The organism is Mycolicibacterium vaccae NBRC 14118 = CIP 105934, from assembly GCF_001552715.1.
Classification (GTDB): Bacteria; Actinomycetota; Actinomycetes; order Mycobacteriales; family Mycobacteriaceae; genus Mycobacterium; species Mycobacterium vaccae.
Window position 1 is genome coordinate 19,039 of record NZ_BCRS01000042.1, and the last position, 15,317, is coordinate 34,355.

General features: G+C 68.4%; 18 protein-coding genes and 4 tRNA genes. 13 read left to right on the plus strand and 9 right to left on the minus strand.

Annotated features, from left to right (window positions below; genetic code table 11):
• The gene (locus MVA01S_RS10430; RefSeq protein ID WP_003930337.1) at window positions 1-1,092 is read left to right on the plus strand and encodes a PQQ-dependent sugar dehydrogenase; all 1,092 of its coding nucleotides are present in this window, start codon (window positions 1-3) and stop codon (window positions 1,090-1,092) included.
• 16 nt (window positions 1,093-1,108) lie between these two features.
• Here the strand turns inward: MVA01S_RS10430 and MVA01S_RS10435 are convergent, their stop codons facing one another.
• Entirely contained in the window at window positions 1,109-2,128 is a 1,020-nt protein-coding gene (locus MVA01S_RS10435; protein WP_003930338.1) for a helix-turn-helix transcriptional regulator, read from the minus strand.
• A 223-nt stretch (window positions 2,129-2,351) separates the two neighbouring features.
• On the opposite strand from MVA01S_RS10435, the gene urtA reads away from it, so the two are divergent.
• From urtA to MVA01S_RS10475, 8 genes are read left to right on the plus strand one after another with little or no spacing between them, the layout of a single operon-like run.
• Window positions 2,352-3,590: an urea ABC transporter substrate-binding protein gene (urtA, locus tag MVA01S_RS10440; protein ID WP_003930339.1), complete on the plus strand. Its 1,239-nt coding sequence runs from the start codon at window positions 2,352-2,354 to the stop codon at window positions 3,588-3,590.
• Window positions 3,591-3,594: 4 nt separating this feature from the next.
• Window positions 3,595-4,302 carry an urease subunit beta gene (locus MVA01S_RS10445; protein ID WP_003930340.1) on the plus strand — a complete coding sequence of 236 codons (708 nt, stop codon included), beginning with the start codon at window positions 3,595-3,597 and terminating at the stop codon, window positions 4,300-4,302.
• Window position 4,303: 1 nt separating this feature from the next.
• Window positions 4,304-6,034: an urease subunit alpha gene (ureC, locus tag MVA01S_RS10450; protein WP_003930341.1), complete on the plus strand. Its 1,731-nt coding sequence runs from the start codon at window positions 4,304-4,306 to the stop codon at window positions 6,032-6,034.
• A 13-nt stretch (window positions 6,035-6,047) separates the two neighbouring features.
• Window positions 6,048-6,668 carry an urease accessory protein UreG gene (ureG, locus tag MVA01S_RS10455; RefSeq protein WP_040541165.1) on the plus strand — a complete coding sequence of 207 codons (621 nt, stop codon included), beginning with the start codon at window positions 6,048-6,050 and terminating at the stop codon, window positions 6,666-6,668.
• Window positions 6,665-7,483 (plus strand): urease accessory protein UreD, encoded by an 819-nt coding sequence (locus MVA01S_RS10460; protein ID WP_003930343.1) that lies wholly within the window; start codon window positions 6,665-6,667, stop codon window positions 7,481-7,483. The genes ureG and MVA01S_RS10460 overlap by 4 nt, the downstream gene beginning before the upstream one ends.
• A complete protein-coding gene (locus MVA01S_RS10465) occupies window positions 7,483-7,974 on the plus strand; it encodes an urease accessory protein UreE (protein WP_003930344.1) in 492 nt (163 codons plus the stop codon). The genes MVA01S_RS10460 and MVA01S_RS10465 overlap by 1 nt, the downstream gene beginning before the upstream one ends.
• Window positions 7,955-8,653: an urease accessory protein UreF gene (locus MVA01S_RS10470; protein WP_003930345.1), complete on the plus strand. Its 699-nt coding sequence runs from the start codon at window positions 7,955-7,957 to the stop codon at window positions 8,651-8,653. Before MVA01S_RS10465 ends, MVA01S_RS10470 begins: the two co-directional genes overlap by 20 nt.
• Window positions 8,654-8,705: 52 nt before the next feature.
• Complete coding sequence (locus MVA01S_RS10475; protein ID WP_003930346.1) at window positions 8,706-9,881, plus strand: pyridoxal phosphate-dependent aminotransferase; 1,176 nt, start codon at window positions 8,706-8,708, stop codon at window positions 9,879-9,881.
• Here the strand turns inward: MVA01S_RS10475 and MVA01S_RS10480 are convergent.
• The 3 genes from MVA01S_RS10480 to MVA01S_RS10490 all read right to left on the minus strand — a co-directional run bounded on the left by MVA01S_RS10480 (window position 9,864) and on the right by MVA01S_RS10490 (window position 11,816).
• On the minus strand, window positions 9,864-10,775 hold the full coding sequence (locus MVA01S_RS10480) for a TIGR03564 family F420-dependent LLM class oxidoreductase (protein WP_003930347.1): 912 nt from the start codon (window positions 10,773-10,775) through the stop codon (window positions 9,864-9,866). The two genes, MVA01S_RS10475 and MVA01S_RS10480, sit on opposite strands and share 18 nt — an antisense overlap.
• A 114-nt stretch (window positions 10,776-10,889) precedes the next feature.
• On the minus strand, window positions 10,890-11,327 hold the full coding sequence (locus MVA01S_RS10485) for an SRPBCC family protein (protein WP_003930348.1): 438 nt from the start codon (window positions 11,325-11,327) through the stop codon (window positions 10,890-10,892).
• A gap of 48 nt (window positions 11,328-11,375) precedes the next feature.
• Window positions 11,376-11,816: an SRPBCC family protein gene (locus MVA01S_RS10490; RefSeq protein ID WP_003930349.1), complete on the minus strand. Its 441-nt coding sequence runs from the start codon at window positions 11,814-11,816 to the stop codon at window positions 11,376-11,378.
• A gap of 70 nt (window positions 11,817-11,886) precedes the next feature.
• Between MVA01S_RS10490 and MVA01S_RS10495 the strand changes: the two genes are divergently transcribed.
• The 3 genes from MVA01S_RS10495 (at window position 11,887) to MVA01S_RS10500 (ending at window position 13,415) form a co-directional block, all read left to right on the plus strand.
• The gene (locus MVA01S_RS10495; protein WP_003930350.1) at window positions 11,887-12,252 is read left to right on the plus strand and encodes a UBP-type zinc finger domain-containing protein; all 366 of its coding nucleotides are present in this window, start codon (window positions 11,887-11,889) and stop codon (window positions 12,250-12,252) included.
• A 33-nt stretch (window positions 12,253-12,285) separates the two neighbouring features.
• Window positions 12,286-12,435 (plus strand): hypothetical protein, encoded by a 150-nt coding sequence (locus MVA01S_RS31495; protein ID WP_003930351.1) that lies wholly within the window; start codon window positions 12,286-12,288, stop codon window positions 12,433-12,435.
• A gap of 185 nt (window positions 12,436-12,620) precedes the next feature.
• Window positions 12,621-13,415, plus strand: coding sequence for an MBL fold metallo-hydrolase (locus MVA01S_RS10500; protein ID WP_040541167.1), 795 nt, complete (start codon window positions 12,621-12,623; stop codon window positions 13,413-13,415).
• A gap of 28 nt (window positions 13,416-13,443) precedes the next feature.
• On the opposite strand, the gene MVA01S_RS10505 is transcribed toward MVA01S_RS10500, so the two are convergent.
• The 5 genes from MVA01S_RS10505 to MVA01S_RS10525 all read right to left on the minus strand — a co-directional run bounded on the left by MVA01S_RS10505 (window position 13,444) and on the right by MVA01S_RS10525 (window position 14,948).
• Window positions 13,444-14,016 (minus strand): TetR/AcrR family transcriptional regulator, encoded by a 573-nt coding sequence (locus tag MVA01S_RS10505; protein ID WP_003930353.1) that lies wholly within the window; start codon window positions 14,014-14,016, stop codon window positions 13,444-13,446.
• Between the two features lie 21 nt (window positions 14,017-14,037).
• Complete coding sequence (locus tag MVA01S_RS10510) at window positions 14,038-14,595, minus strand: chorismate mutase (protein WP_003930354.1); 558 nt, start codon at window positions 14,593-14,595, stop codon at window positions 14,038-14,040.
• Window positions 14,596-14,645: 50 nt separating this feature from the next.
• Window positions 14,646-14,719: transfer RNA gene (locus MVA01S_RS10515), tRNA-Phe, on the minus strand.
• Window positions 14,720-14,759: 40 nt separating this feature from the next.
• Window positions 14,760-14,836: transfer RNA gene (locus tag MVA01S_RS10520), tRNA-Asp, on the minus strand.
• A gap of 39 nt (window positions 14,837-14,875) precedes the next feature.
• Window positions 14,876-14,948, minus strand: a tRNA-Glu gene (locus tag MVA01S_RS10525).
• Window positions 14,949-15,080: 132 nt separating this feature from the next.
• Between MVA01S_RS10525 and MVA01S_RS10530 the strand changes: the two genes are divergently transcribed.
• A tRNA-Lys gene (locus MVA01S_RS10530) sits at window positions 15,081-15,156 on the plus strand.
• Window positions 15,157-15,317: the final 161 nt, after the last annotated feature.

Below are 15,317 nucleotides of genomic sequence, written 5' to 3' on the forward strand. Positions count from 1 at the left end.
GTGAAGGTGACCGTGGCCGCCGTCATCGCCGCGGCGGCGCTGACCACATCATGTACCGCCAACCCGGGGCCGCGGCCCGCCGCGGCACCTGCCGCGTCAGTCGCGCCCGGCCACGTCACGGAGTTGGCGACGGGACTTCGCATGCCGTGGGGGCTGACCTTCCTGCCCGACTCCTCGGCTCTGGTGTCCAGTCGCGACACCGGTGAGATCCACCGCATCTCCCCCGACGGCCGGTCCGTCGATCTCGTCGGGGTGGTGGCCGACGTTCCGCAGACTGCGGAAGGCGGTCTGCTCGGCTTGGCCAGCTCACCGGACTTCGGCACAGACCGGACGGTGTTCGCTTATGTGTCCGGCGAGCCGAGCAATCGTGTGGTCCCGCTTCGGTTCGACGACGAGGTGTCAGCCTTCACCGTGGGAGCACCCATCATCGAGGGGATCGCGACCGACAACCGTCACCATGGTGGTCGCCTGACGTTCGACCAGGAGGGGAATCTGTGGGTCGGGACCGGTGACGCGTTCAACGGATCGTATGCGCAGGACCCGGCGTCACTGAATGGAAAGGTGCTGCGAGTTCGTCGCGACGGGTCACCGGCGGATGGCAATCCCTTTAATACAGCGGTGTTCTCGATAGGCCATCGGAACGTACAAGGTATCGCGTTCGGACCTGATGGGACCGTTTACGCATCGGAGTTCGGCCACCGCACGTGGGATGAGGTCAACGTCCTGCGCCCCGGCGGCAATTACGGCTGGCCGGTAGCCGAAGGTGCCGACAGCGCCTTCGGTGAAAAGCCCATGGTGACAGTTCATCCCGACGACGCATCGCCGTCGGGTCTGGCGTACGCCCACGGCTCGTTGTGGATGGCGGGCCTGCGTGGTCAACGGCTGTGGCAAATACCGGTGGGAGCGGGCGGGGTGGCCGGGGATCCCATCGCGCACTTCAACGGCCGGTGGGGACGGTTGCGCACCGTGGAACTCGCCCCCGACGGCTCGCTGTGGCTGTTGACGTCGAACTCTGACGAGGCGACGTGGGGGGGTACCGATCCCCGCCCGGGCGACGACCGGTTGCTGCGGGTCGTACTCGAGGAAGCCTGACCCGACTCCAGCCGCCTCAGACGGCAACCGACGCTGTGCCGCCATGCCCGAGACCACACAGCACCTGCGCTGAGAGTAGGCCCAGCGACACCGCGGTCGACGTGCACGACGCTCGATTGGAAGCGCCGAGCTTGGCTTGTGCGCTTTCCAGATGATGACCCGCGGTCCGCGTGCTGATGAACAGTTGCGCGGCAATCTGACCGTTGGTCAGGCCACACACCGCCAAAGTCAGCGCATCCAGCTCACGTGGGGTGATTCCCATCGGCAGGGGTGCACGCGTGACCAGCAGGACGCCGCCGAGACTGTCGCCGTGGTAGCGCGGTGTCGTCGGGATCCTCCTCGCGTGTAACCAGGACTCACCGTCGTGGTGGCGCAACACCTCAGGACGGAGCACCGCCGAAGCCGCACAGAACGCCATGGTGAGCTCGCTGACCAAAGCTGGGTCCAAGGCCGCGCCGAACCCGTCACCGCGGCGCAACAGGTGCGCGCGTCCATGATCGTCAATACCCCAGGCCTGGGCATCGGGGGCAACCAGTTCTGCCACCATCCGGGGGCGCAAAGAGAAATCCAACTGTTCGGCGATCTGCGCGCGCAACGCATTGATCTCGCCAACGTCGTCATCGCTGGGATAGCGCGGGTCATCGCAGTTGACGTGAATCGCGCCCACGTAGGTGCCGTCGGTGGTGACCAGCCGGGCCGAGAGGCCCTCGTCGAACCCTGCAGGCCGGAACACGTTGTTGACCGAATAGCCGCTGCGGTACTGCGGGAAATCGCGCCAACGCAGCGCGCCGAGTCCGTGTACCCGCATCGCGTCGAAAAGGGGGTCATTGTCCACGAACCAGGTATTGAAATGGGTCATCACCTGTTCGGGATAGTCACGGTTGGCCACACCGATGTGCCGGCGCTGTATCGGATCCCACAGACAGATCGCCGATGCCGACGATTCTGCGCGGGCTGCCAACACGTCCAGCAGCTCGAGGGCGCGGGTCTCTATATCGGTGACACTGCCCAGCACCGCTCCGTAGATCCCGGCCATCGCACGCTTCCTCCGTCACCCCGTCAGGTCCGGCCATCATCAACAGCCCATGTTTCAGCGATGTTTCAACACGGCTGCGGTGGCGAAAACGGTTTCCGAGCCGATACTGAAATAGGAGATTCCTCCCATGGCGCGCTGTGCACTTCCCTTTTTACGCTGGGCGCCAATCCGACTCGTCACACCGTGCCGTTGCGGCCACCGACACCACAAGGGGCGACTGTCCATGAAACTTCGTTCTACCGTCGCGTTGATCGCGGCCACCACGATGCTGACGGCCGGATGTGGCAGCCGCGCCGGCGACGAAGGCGCGGCCGCGGCGCGGGAAAGCTGTGTCGACACCTCCGGGGACACCATCAAGGTCGGCGCCATCAACTCCCTCTCCGGCGGACTGGCCGTCAGCGAGTCGGTGATCCGCGACGCGATCACCCTGGGCGTCGAGCAGGTCAACGCCTCCGGCGGCGTCCTGGGCAAGCAGCTCCAGCTGATCGGCGAGGACGGCGCGTCGGAGCCGACCATCTTCGCCGAGAAGGCGCAGAAGCTGGTCCAGTCCGACTGTGTCGCCGTGGTTTTCGGCGGCTACACATCCGCCAGCCGCAAAGCGATGCTGCCCGTCTTCGAGGACAACGACGCGCTGCTCTATTACGGCCAGCAGTACGAGGGGCTGGAGAGCTCGCCGAACATCTTCTACACGGGCGCGACCACCAACCAGCAGATCATCCCGTCGCTGGACTATCTCAAAGAGCAAGGGGTGAAGTCGCTGTACCTGGTCGGCAGCGACTACGTGTTCCCGCGCACCTCGAACGCGATCGTCAAGGCCTACGCACAGGCCAACGGCATCGAGATCAAGGGCGAGGACTACACCCCGCTGGGCAGCACCGACTTCTCCACCATCGTCAACAAGATCCGCAGCGCCGACGCCGACGCGGTGTTCAACGTCGTGGTCGGCGACTCCCTCAACGCATTCTTCCGGGAGTACCGCAGTGCGGGACTGACCGCCGAAGCGATGCCGGTGATGTCGATGTGTGTCGGCGAAGAGGAAGTGCGCAGCATCGGCGCACCGACGCTGGTGAACCAGCTGTCGTCGTGGAACTACTACCAGACGCTGGACTCGCCTGCGAACAAGAAGTTCGTCGAGGACTTCAAGGCGCGCTTCGGCGCCGACCGGGTCACCTCCGACCCGATGGAATCGGCCTACGCCGCGGTGATGCTGTGGAAAGCGACTGTGGAGAAGGCGAATTCGTTCGCCGTGCCGGACATCCAGGAAGCAGCCAACGGCGTCACCGTCGACGTGCCGGAGGGCACCATGACCGTGGACGGCGAGAACCACCATGTCACCAAGACCGCCCGGATCGGCCGCGTCGCCGAGGACGGCCTCATCTACCAGGTGTGGGAGTCCCCGGCGCCCATCGAGCCCGACCCCTACCTGAAGAACTACCCCTGGGCCGCCGGGATCACAGGCTGACGCCATGCATCTGACACCCAAGGACGAGGACCGGCTGCTGCTGTTCCTGGCCGCCGAGCTGGCGCGCAAACACCGCTCGGCGGGCCTGGCCCTCAGCTACGCCGAGGCGCGGGCGTTGATCGCCGACGAGGTGGTGGAGGCCGCGCGCGCGGGCGCGAGCGTCGCCGAAGCCGCCGCCCACGGCGCCTCGGTGCTCACCGACGACGACGTGCTGCCGGGTGTGCCGACCCTGCTGGGTTCGGTTCAGGTCGAGGCGTTCTTCGAGGACGGCCAGAAGCTGGTGACCGTGCACGACGCGATCGGGCCGGGCAGCGGAGCAGCACCGCAGCCCGACGTCATCCCCGGCGAGGTACTGCCGTGCGACGGCGAGCTGGAACTCAACGCCGGCCGCGCCGGGACGACGGTGGTGGTCGACAACACCGGTGACCGCCCGATTCAGGTCGGTTCACACTTCCACTTCTTCGAGGTGAACCGCGCACTTCGTTTCGACCGGGCCTCGGCGTTCGGCATGCGCCTGGACATTGCTTCCGGCACCGCGGTGCGCTTCGAACCCGGTGAACAACAGGAGGTCTCGTTGACCAGCTACGGTGGTGAGCGCACCGTGATCGGCCAGAACGACGTCACCAACGCCGACACCACCGGAACCGCCGGCCCCGAGTTGATGGCCCGCATGCACGAACTCGGGTTCCTCGACGCCCCGAGGAGCAGCTGACATGGGCCACCGCATCTCCCGCCGCCACTACGCCGAGCTCTACGGCCCCACCACCGGCGACCGGGTCCGGCTCGCCGACACCGAACTGCTTGCCAAGGTCGAACACGACGCCACCGTCTACGGCGACGAGTCGGTGTTCGGCGGCGGCAAGACCATGCGCGAGGGCATGGGAGTACATGGGGACATCACCAACGGCCAAGAGTCCAACTGCGCAGGCGCGCTGGACTTCGTGATCACCAACGTGCTGATCATCGACGCGGTGCTCGGAATCCGTAAGGCCGACATCGGGATCCGCGACGGACGGATCGCCGGGATCGGCAAGTCTGGCAATCCCCGCACCATGGACGGCGTCGACCCGGAGCTGATCATCGGCGCCGGCACCGACATCCGCGCCGGCGAGGGCATGATCGCCACGGCGGGCGGCATCGACGTGCACGTGCACTTCGACAGCGCCGGACTGGTCGAGGAGGCGATCTCCAGCGGCATCACCACGATGATCGGCGGCGGCCTGGGTCCCGTGACCGTCGGCATCACCTCCTCAGGCCCCAACAATCTGGCCCGGATGCTGCGCGCCGCAGAGGGATTCCCGATGAACTTCGGGTTCATCGCCAACGGCAGCGCCTCCAGCACCGCACCGCTGATCGAGCAGGGCCTGGCCGGGGCGATCGGCTACAAGATCCACGAAGACTGGGGCGCCACCCCGGCCGCGATCCGCGCGTCGCTCGACGCCGGTGACGAACTGGACCTGCAGGTGCAGATCCACACCGACACCCTCAACGAGTCCGGGTTCTTCGAGGACACGATGCGGGCGATCGGCGGCCGGCCGATCCACACCTACCACGCCGAGGGTGCCGGCGGCGGCCACGCCCCCGACATCATGCGCGTCGTCGGCGAACCGTACTGCCTTCCGTCGTCGACCAATCCGACCAACCCGTACACGCTCAACACCTTCGACGAACACCTCGACATGGTGATGGTGTGCCACCACCTCAACCCGCGCATCCCCGAGGACGTCGCGTTCGCCGAGTCGCGGATCCGCCGGGAGACCATCGCCGCCGAGGACGTGCTGCACGACCTCGGTGCGATCTCGGCGATGGGATCGGACTCGCAGGGCATGGGACGCATCGGCGAAACCATCGCCAGGACATGGCAGCTCGCCTCGCACATGCGCGCCACCCGGGGTGCGCTGCCCGGCGACGAGGGCACCGGTGCCGACAACGCCCGGATCCTGCGCTATGTCGCCAAGCTGACCATCAACCCGGCGCGGCTGTTCGGCATCGACCACGAGGTCGGATCACTGGAACCGGGCAAGCTGGCCGACATCGTGCTGTGGGAGCCGAAGTTCTTCGGCATCAGGCCCGAGGTCGTGTTCAAGGGCGGCTTCCCGGCGTGGTCGGTGATGGGCGAGGCCAACGCATCGCTGATGACGTGCGAGCCGCTGCGGTACCGCCCACAGTGGGCGGCGTTCGGCCGCACTCCGGCCGACGTGTCGGTGAACTTCGTCGCCGGCGCAGCGCTCGACGCGGGCCTGGGGCAGCAGCTGGGCCTGGACACCCGACTGGTCGCGTGCCGAGGAGCGCGGGCCCTGACCAAAGCCGATCTGCTGCACAACGACTACCTGCCCGACATCACGATCGAACCCGACACCTACCGCGTCACCGTCGACGGTCAGCCGTGCGTGAGCACGCCGATGACCCGGGTTCCGCTGGGCCGCAGGTACACGCTGAAATAGTCAGGAGGACACCATGAATGGTCCAGTGCGGGTCGGCATCGGCGGACCGGTCGGATCGGGCAAGACCCGTCTCGTCGAGACCCTGGTGCCACGGTTGTCCGGCGCCGGGTTCAGCGTCGCCGTCATCACCAACGACCTGGTGACCGACGAGGACGCGCAACGAGTCCGGCGCAGCGGGGTCATCGATCCGGCGCGGGTGCTCGCCGTGGAGACCGGCGCGTGCCCGCACACCGCGATCCGCGAGGACCCGTCGGCGAACCTCGCCGCGGCCGACCGGCTGAGCCGGCAGTTCCCCGATCTCGACGTGATCCTCATCGAGTCGGGGGGTGACAATCTCGCTGCCACGTTCACGTCAGACCTGGTGGACTTCTGGATCTTCGTGATCGACACCTCCGCCGGCGATGACATCCCCCGTAAGAAGGGCATCGGTCTGCTGCAGGCAGATCTTCTGGTGGTCAACAAGATCGACCTCGCGCCCCTGGTCGGCGCGGACCTCGCCATGATGCGGCGCGACTGCGCCGCCGCGCGGCCGGTGAAGCCGACCGTGTTCACCGATCTGAGGTCCGGTCACGGCCTGCCCGAGCTCACGGAACGGCTGATCGACGGGGCGATGCTCAGCGTCGGCGTCCCGTGACGGCGCCGACGATCCGGCCCGGTGAACTCGGCATCGAGGTCGTCGCCGATGCGTCCGGACGCACCAGGGCCGCCTCACTGCGTCAGCGCTACCCCCAGCGCGTCACCATGCCGCTGCACTGCGACCCCGTCCACCCCGGAGCGGCCACGCTGTGCGTGCAGAGCCCCAGCGGTGGCACCTTCTCCGACGACGAGCTACGCACCGTCGTGCGCTGCCGCAGCGGCAGCCACCTGCACCTGACCACGCAGGCCGCCACACAGGTGTTCGCCGGCGACGGGGGCGGCGCCCGGCACCACCTGGAGTTCACCGTGCACTCCGGTGCGGTGCTGCAGTACTACCCGGGAACGGTGATCCCACACACCGATTCGACTTTCACCCAGACGATCGAGATCGACGTGGAGCCCGGTGGCCGCTATCTCGGTTGGGAGGCCGTCGCGGCCGGACGCATCGCCCACGGGGAGCGTTACGGCTACCGCGCCTACGACAGTGCGGTCGTCGCGCGGGTGTCCGGCCATGCCGTCGCCAGGGACCGTCAGGTCATCCGCCCCGGAAGCGACGCCATGTCCCTGCTGGAGGGCGACTATCTGGCGACGCTCCTGGTGGTTGCGCCGGGCCGGGACGTCGAATCGCTGGTGGCACGGTTGCGCACGGCGCTCGACGGCACAGAAGACTGCCGGGGTGGCGCCGGCCGACTACCCGGCGCGGCAGGCGCTTTCGTCCGGCTGGTCGCACAGCGGGCCCCGGACCTGCATCGCGCACGGCAGGAGCTGTTCGCGGCCGCGCGTGCCGAACTGCTCTCGGAGAGAGACGAATGATGAAGGCAGAGAACATTCTCGGCGACATCTCCGAGCCGAGATTCGCCGGGCTTGCGCGCCACCACGTGGACATCGGCTGGGGCGACGCGACGAAACACCGCCAGGTGGTGACCACCGACACCGGACTGGTCGTGCAGCTCACGCTGCCGCGGGGCACGTTCCTGCGGGCGGGCGCGGTGATCGCCGCCGACGGCGCCGCGGTGGTGGTGGTCCGGCGTCCCGCCGAGGACGCCATCGCGGTCCGCTTCGAGGACAACGACGGGGCGGCCGGCGCCCGCCGGATGCTGCTGCTCGGCTATCTCCTCGGCAACCAGCACGCCCCGATCGACGTCGACGAGCACACCGTGGCCGCCCCGCTGTTCACCAGTGCGCACGCCGCCCGGGAGCTGCTCGCCGAGCTCGGCGTCGTCGGCGACGTCACCTCCGTCGCCCTTGCCTGCGACGGTTGGTCCCGCACCTCCTCGGACGCCCATGCCGGCCACCGTCACTGACCCCGATATCGCGCTCGCATTGTGGATGCAGCTGCACGACAGCGCTTTCCCGACCGGACGCATGGTGCACAGCCAGGGCCTCGAGCAGTGGCTCGCCGAACGTCCCGATGCCGGTCACGACGCCGTCGGAGCCGCCGTCCTGGCGTACCTGGCGAACAGCTACGCGCCGCTGGACGCCACCATCGGTGCGGCCGCCTGGCGCGCGGGCACCGACGACCGAACCCTGCGCGAACTCGACGGGCTCCTGGCGACCTACAAGCTGTTCGACAACGCCCGGATCTCGTCGGAGTCCGCGGGCCGCCAGCTCGCGACGGTGTCCCGGCAGACCGGGCTCGCCGCCGACGACCGATACCTGGACGCGGTGATCGACGGCCTCACGCCCGGCCACTGCGCGGTGGTCGAAGGCGCACTGCAGGCCAGCCTCGGCATCCCGGTGCGCGTCGCCGTGCTGGGCTCAATGCGTTCGATGATGGCGTCGATGCTCAGCGCCGCGATCCGGCTCGGTCGCCTCGGGCCGCTGCACAGCCAGCGGATCCAGGCCCGCAGCGTGCCGTGTCTGGTCGACCTCGCGCGCCAGGCGTGCGAGCGCGATCTCGACGACATGTGGAGCGTGGCCCCCACCCTGGAGATCAGCGGGATGCGCCACGAGACCCGCACGTCCCGCCTGTTCACCACATGAGCGCGCGGCCGGTGACCTCGGGCTGGTCCGGTCCCACGTAGGCTTCGAGGTCGTGACGGTGCAACGGCTTCAGCCCTACGCGGTGACGGTCTTCGCCGAGATGTCGGCGCTTGCCGCGCGTGTCGGCGCGGTCAACCTCGGTCAGGGATTCCCGGACGAGGACGGTCCGCCGGCCATGCTCAAAGCGGCCGAGAACGCGATCGCCGAGGGCGTCAATCAGTACCCGCCCGGCCTTGGCGTCGCGTCTCTTCGCCAGGCCATCGCCGACCAGCGCAGACGCCGCTACGGCACGGTCTACGACCCGGACACCGAGGTGCTCGTCACCGTGGGCGCCACGGAGGCCATCGCGGCGTCGGTGCTCGGTCTCGTCGAGCCGGGCTCCGAAGTGCTGCTGATCGAACCGTTCTACGACTCCTACTCCCCCGTCATCGCGATGGCCGGCTGTCACCGGCGCGCGGTCCCGATGCGCCGCGACGGTCTGGGCTTCGCGATCGACATCGAGGGCCTGCGGGCCGCGGTGACCCCGAAGACCCGTGCGGTGATCGTCAACTCACCGCACAACCCGACCGGCGCGGTGGCCACCGACAACGAGCTGCGCGCGCTGGCCGAGCTCGCCGTCGCGGCCGACCTGCTGGTGATCACCGACGAGGTCTACGAACACCTCGTCTTCGACGGCAGACAGCACCGGCCGCTGGCCAATTATCCGGGGATGGCCGAGCGGACCATCACCATCTCCAGCGCGGGCAAGATGTTCAACGCGACCGGCTGGAAGATCGGATGGGCCTGCGGGCCAGCCGATCTCATCGCCGGCGTGCGCGCAGCAAAGCAGTACCTCAGCTATGTCGGCGGTGCGCCCTTCCAGCCGGCGGTGGCGCAGGCGCTGGCCACCGAGGACGCGTGGGTCGACGCCCTGTGCGTGACGTTCCAGGCCCGCCGTGACCGGCTGGGGTCGGCGCTGAGCGACCTCGGGTTCGAGGTGCACGACAGCCACGGAACGTATTTTCTGTGCGTGGACCCGCGGCCGCTGGGATATCCCGACAGCACGGCGTTCTGCGCGGACCTGCCCGAGAAGGTCGGGGTGGCCGCGATCCCGATGTCGGCGTTCTGCGATCCCGCCGCTGCCCATGCCGAGGAGTGGAAACACCTGGTGCGCTTCGCATTCTGCAAACGCGACGCCACCCTCGAGGAAGCGATCCGGCGGCTGCGGACCCTAGAGCGCCGCGGCTAGCTCCCAGAGTTCCTCGTCTGGCCGGGTCCGGTCCAGCGCGCTGAGCACCACCTCGGTGGCGCCCGCGTCCCGGTAGCGCGCCACCGTGCGACCGATGGACTCCGCGTCGCCGAGTGCGGCCAGATCGGCGAGACTGTCCACGCCTTCTCGGGCGATCACCTTCTGGTACGACGGGATCGTCGCATAGAAGCTCAACTGCTCTTCGGCCAGCGCACGCGCTGCGGCCAGATCACCACCCAGATGCACCGGGACGAACGCGATGACCCGGGGCGCAGGTCTGCCGGCCTCGGCCGCCGCCTGCGTGATCGTCGGGGTGATGAACTCCTCGATCGTCCTGGGACCGGCCAGATACGGCAGAGTGCCGTCGGCGAGTTCGCCGCTGACCCGCAGCGCCCGGGGCCCCATCGCGGCCACGTACACCGGCACCGGGGTGCCACCGGCGAGCGTCACCGGCCACGTCGGGGCCGCGGTGAACTCCGCGCCGTGATGATCGGCGACCCCGGTGTCGAACACCGACCGCAACACGGTCAGGTACTCGCGCAGCCGGGCGATGGTGTTGGGCCACGAGGTCCCGTACGAGATCCGTTCGGGCTCGTGCGCGCCGAGGCCCAGTCCCAGGCTGAAGTTGCCGTGCGTGGCCGCCTGTGCGGTCTGAGCCTGCGCGGCCAGGGTGAGCGGGTGCCGGGGATTGAACGGCACCGCTGCGGTTCCGGTGCCCAGGCCCGGGACCGCAGCGCCGATCAACCCCGCCAGCGAAATCGCGTCGTGATCGAACTGCTGGGCCACCCAGACCTGCCGGACGCCCCGCCGGTGGGCACGGCGGGCCTGGTCGATGTAGTCGTCGACGGCGTTCTGCGCCTGCGCGTTCCCGAACAGTACGATCCCTGCGGCCATACGGCGACCAACGGACCGCTCGCGCACGGTATTCCGCCGACCGGTGATCGACTCGGCGCGATCCGAAGGGTTGCTCCACGATGTGCGCAGCGGTAGAAGGGTTCGCGCACAGCCCTATTGCGCGGCCAGTACCCGCAGGCGGAGATTTTCCAGCGCGACGTCGAGCACCATCTTCCTGGCCCGTTTGACGAGGAACCTCGGAAACGGGGCGGCCAGGTCGAGGAGGAGGTCGAAACGAACCCGGGTCCGGCCCTCCCCCACCGCGGTGAGGTTGTACTCGCCGTGCTGACAGCGCTGCCGCGAGGTGCGTTCGGCGTCCCACACCACCCAACGGTCGCCCCAGTGGTACTCCAGCAGTTCGTGGTCGGTCAGACCCATGATCGATACGGTGGTCCTGACGTGGTGCGGCCGGCCGTCGGGATGGCGGTCCACCACCTCGGCGTCCTTGTGCAGAGACGACCACGAGGACACCGCCTCGATGTCGGCGAGGGCTTCCAGAATCGCCTCTGGTGGGGCCTCGATCACCACTTCGCTGGACGCTCGCACCGCCATGTGGCAAATGTTAGCCAGGCGATGGGCCTCGCGCAGAGGAACTCGTAGCTAATTTCCCTTGACTTTGAGCACCTGCTTGCGCAACCCGTCGGTGGCGGTTTCCACGCCGCCCTTCATCGTGCGCTTGATGATGAAGCCCGGCAACGGGACCGACAGGTCGATCTCGATGTCGAACCTCACCCGGGTCTTGTCACCGTCCGGGGTGAGGCGGTAGCCGGCGTCCTGGGCCTTGAGCTGCGTCGCCGAGACCAATGTCCACCTGACTTCGTTGTCGCCCCACGCGTATTCGATGACCTGCTCATCGGTGAGGCCCGCAGCCTTGACGGTCATCTTGACCTGCTTGGGCCTGCCGTCGGCAAAGCGCTCCAGGATCTCCGCCCTCTGATACTGCGGCGACCAGCTCGGCGTCGCCTCGACGTCAGCGATGACGTCGAGGATCTGCTCGGGAGTTGCCTCGATCACGACCTCGCGGGAATCCTTGGTTGCCATGGCGAGACCATAGACCACGGCCCTCGTCATTCGGATCGAGATCGCCGCAGCGGCGACGTACGCTCACCTCGTGGGCGACGTTCCCGGCGGGGCAGTGGATCCCTCGATTCCCCCCAGCGGCACCGGTTGTGTGGAGTGCGACGCCGTCGGCGGTTGGTGGGTGCATCTGCGGCGCTGCGCGGCCTGCGGCCACATCGGCTGTTGCGACGACTCCCCGGCCAGGCACGCGACGGCGCACTGGCGCACCACCGGGCATCCGATCATCCGGTCGTTCGAACCCGGCGAGGACTGGTTCTGGAACTTCGACAGCGACACGTACTACGACGGACCCGAACTGGCTCCGCCGCAGAGCAGACCGGCCGAGCAGACGGCACCGGGCCCGCGCGGACGGGTGCCCGCAGACTGGGTCGCCCGATTGCAGGCCCGCGGCGGCTGAATGAACCCCCGTCGGCGGGGGTAACCCAGCGCCGTGACCAAAGACAAGCCGAAGACCGCCCAGACCGATGCAGGCTCCGCGCACGCAGACGACGACGTGATCAGCGATCCGTCCAAAGGCGACGAGGATCGAGTGGACTGGGCCGACGAAGGCGGTGCCACGGAGAGCGGCCCGGCCACCTGACTCGTCGGGCTGTCCCCGGGTGCGCGAGAAGGCGCCGGGCCGAACGCCATTCCTCCGTTCGGGCACCTGGTACACCCGGAAGCGGCACCTCCGACTGCACCGAAGTTCCGCACATCGTTCCGTAGGGGCTCAACACCCTATTAGCGTGGAACGGGCGACGATGTCGGCGACACCGGGGGGTATTTGTGCGAGTCCATCACCTCAACTGCGGGACCATACGACCCCCGGGCGTCGGCACGATGGTGTGCCACGTCCTGCTCGTCGAGTCCGACGCCGGGCTGGTCCTGGTCGACACCGGATTCGGAATCCCCGACTGTGACGATCCCGGGCGCTTCGGACACATCCGGCGTCGGCTGATCCGGCCGAAGTTCGACCACGACGAAACCGCGGTCAGACAGATCGAGAGACTCGGGTTCCGCCGCTCCGATGTTCGCCACATCGTGGTCACCCACTTCGACGCCGACCACATCGGTGGGCTCGCAGACTTCCCCGACGCGCAAGTGCATGTCACCGCCGCAGAAGCGCACGGGGCGATGCGCTCGCGCGAGATTCCGAACCGGATCCGCTTCCGGCCCCCGCAGTGGGCGCACGGGCCGAAGATCGTCGAGCACGGCGTCGACGGCGAGGCCTGGCGCGGCTTCGCCGCCGCGAAGGAACTCAGCGCGATCGGGCCGGGCTTCGTGCTGGTTTCGCTGCCGGGCCACACCGACGGCCATGCCTGCGTCGCCGTCGACGCCGGGCATCGCTGGGTGTTGCACGGCGGCGACTCGTTCTACCACCCCGGAACCCTCGCGGGCACACCGCCGGTGCCCACGTTCACCGCGCTGCTGGAGAAGCTCGTCGCCTCCGACCGGGCGAAGGTCCGGCAGAACCACATCCGCCTCGCCGAGCTCTACCGGGACGGGCACCCCGACCTCTTCATGCTGTGCTCGCATGATCCTGAGCTCTACGAGCAGGCCCGAGCCACCGCCACGCCCTGACGGCCTTGCCCCCGCCCCGCCCGACGGGTCAGTGACCGGGCGGGCTCAGCAGCGCGATCGACGCGTCGACGGCCTCGTCGGTGACGTCACTCATCCGGCCGCCTTCCTCCACGGTGATGGCCGTCAGTTCGCGCAGCCCACCGAGCAGCATGATGATGCGCCGGCGCGAGACGGGACCCACACCGGCGGCCCGGAACTCGTCGGTCGCGCCGAGCGCCCCGACCATGTCGATGAAGTGCTCCATGGCGTCGCGCTGCAGGCCCCGCGCGGCAGCGCCGAGCGACGGCACGTCGCGGATCCAGCTCAGCATCAGGGCCGAACGCGCTTCCCCCGACGAGATCCAGGCCTCGATCGCCTGCCGCACCTGTTTCTGCCACGGCGCGCTGGGATCGACGGCCTCGGAGATCTGCCGGATCTGGTCGGCGTTGGCGTCGGAGAGCAGGGCGACGAAACACGCCTCCCGGCTGTCGAAATGCTCGTAGAAGGTCCGGCGCGAGGTCCTGGCCCTGCGCACGATGCCGGCGACCGTCGTCTTGGCGTAGCCGTCTTCGGCGATGGAGGCCTCCAGCGCATCGAGCAGCCGTTGGCGGAAGTCGGTCATGGCAGCGGGATGCCCAGGCGCTCAGCGGCAGTAACTGCGGGTGGCATGGTCCAGTGCCTGCCGGTACAGCGGGTCGAGCCCGCGCTGCGCAGCGACGGTCGCCTTGGCCTGGTCGAGTTCGGGACGGCAGGTCGGCGCGTGCAACTTGTCCCACTCGTCGGCCATCCGGGTGACCATCTCCCGGTTCAGCGCGTCGATGGCGCCCCGTGAGGATGTGAGATCGGGCACGTCCGCCGGGGCCGCGGCCGGGTCGAACTTCCACTGGGCCAGGCGGGTGTACTCGATCGCCACGGTGGCGTCGATCTGGTCGCGGAAGGCCGTGGCCACGTAGGCCGGATCGATCTGCAGCGCCGCGGCTTCCGAGGACACCGCGTCGAGTACCTGCGCTTCGCGCGCCGGGTCCTCGATGAGCCCACCGGTGTGGAACTTGTTGGCGGCGATCGGTTCGGCGACCTGGAGGCGGCGAGTCGCCGCATCCACCAGATCGACGAGGGTGGTGTGCGGCTGCGCCGCGGCGGCCGGTGCGAACAGGGAGAGCAGCATCGCCAGCGCGACGGCCAGAGCGGGAAGGCGCATCATCGGGAACATCATCCCCGGAGGGAACCCCGCGGCCAAGCCGGGGGTCTCGGTGGCCAGGGCCGGGATCGAACCGGCGACCTTCCGCTTTTCAGGCGGACGCTCGTACCAACTGAGCTACCTGGCCGGACGGCACCAGCCACTCTGTTGTGAGTGCCTCGCCGTGATGGCGACCCTGACGGGACTCGAACCCGCGACCTCCGCCGTGACAGGGCGGCGCGCTAACCAACTGCGCCACAGGGCCTTACTGTGTTGCTCCTCCCACCGAAGTGGTCGTCGCGCGTACCCCCAACGGGATTCGAACCCGTGCTACCGCCGTGAAAGGGCGGCGTCCTAGGCCACTAGACGATGGGGGCCTATTCCGAATTCCTCCGGGGTACTCGCAACGCTCGTTCGTTGGGAGCTTCGATAGCTTAGGGTACGGACACCCAAATCCTCAAACGGGCTGCATGTCGTATCCTTTTCGGGGTCACACACCCATGACCGACGCCCCTATAGCTCAGTTGGTAGAGCTACGGACTTTTAATCCGCAGGTCCCAGGTTCGAGCCCTGGTGGGGGCACCAGTATTTCTCGCGGCTACCCACCGCCGGTCTACCCGGTGCTGTCACTTCCGCCCGAGGAACCACCGGCGCTGGACCCGTCGGCTCCGCGGCCGCCCTCGGCGCCGCCGCCACCCGCGACGCCCGGTCTCTTGACGCTGTCCCCGCCCCCATCCGCGGACCCG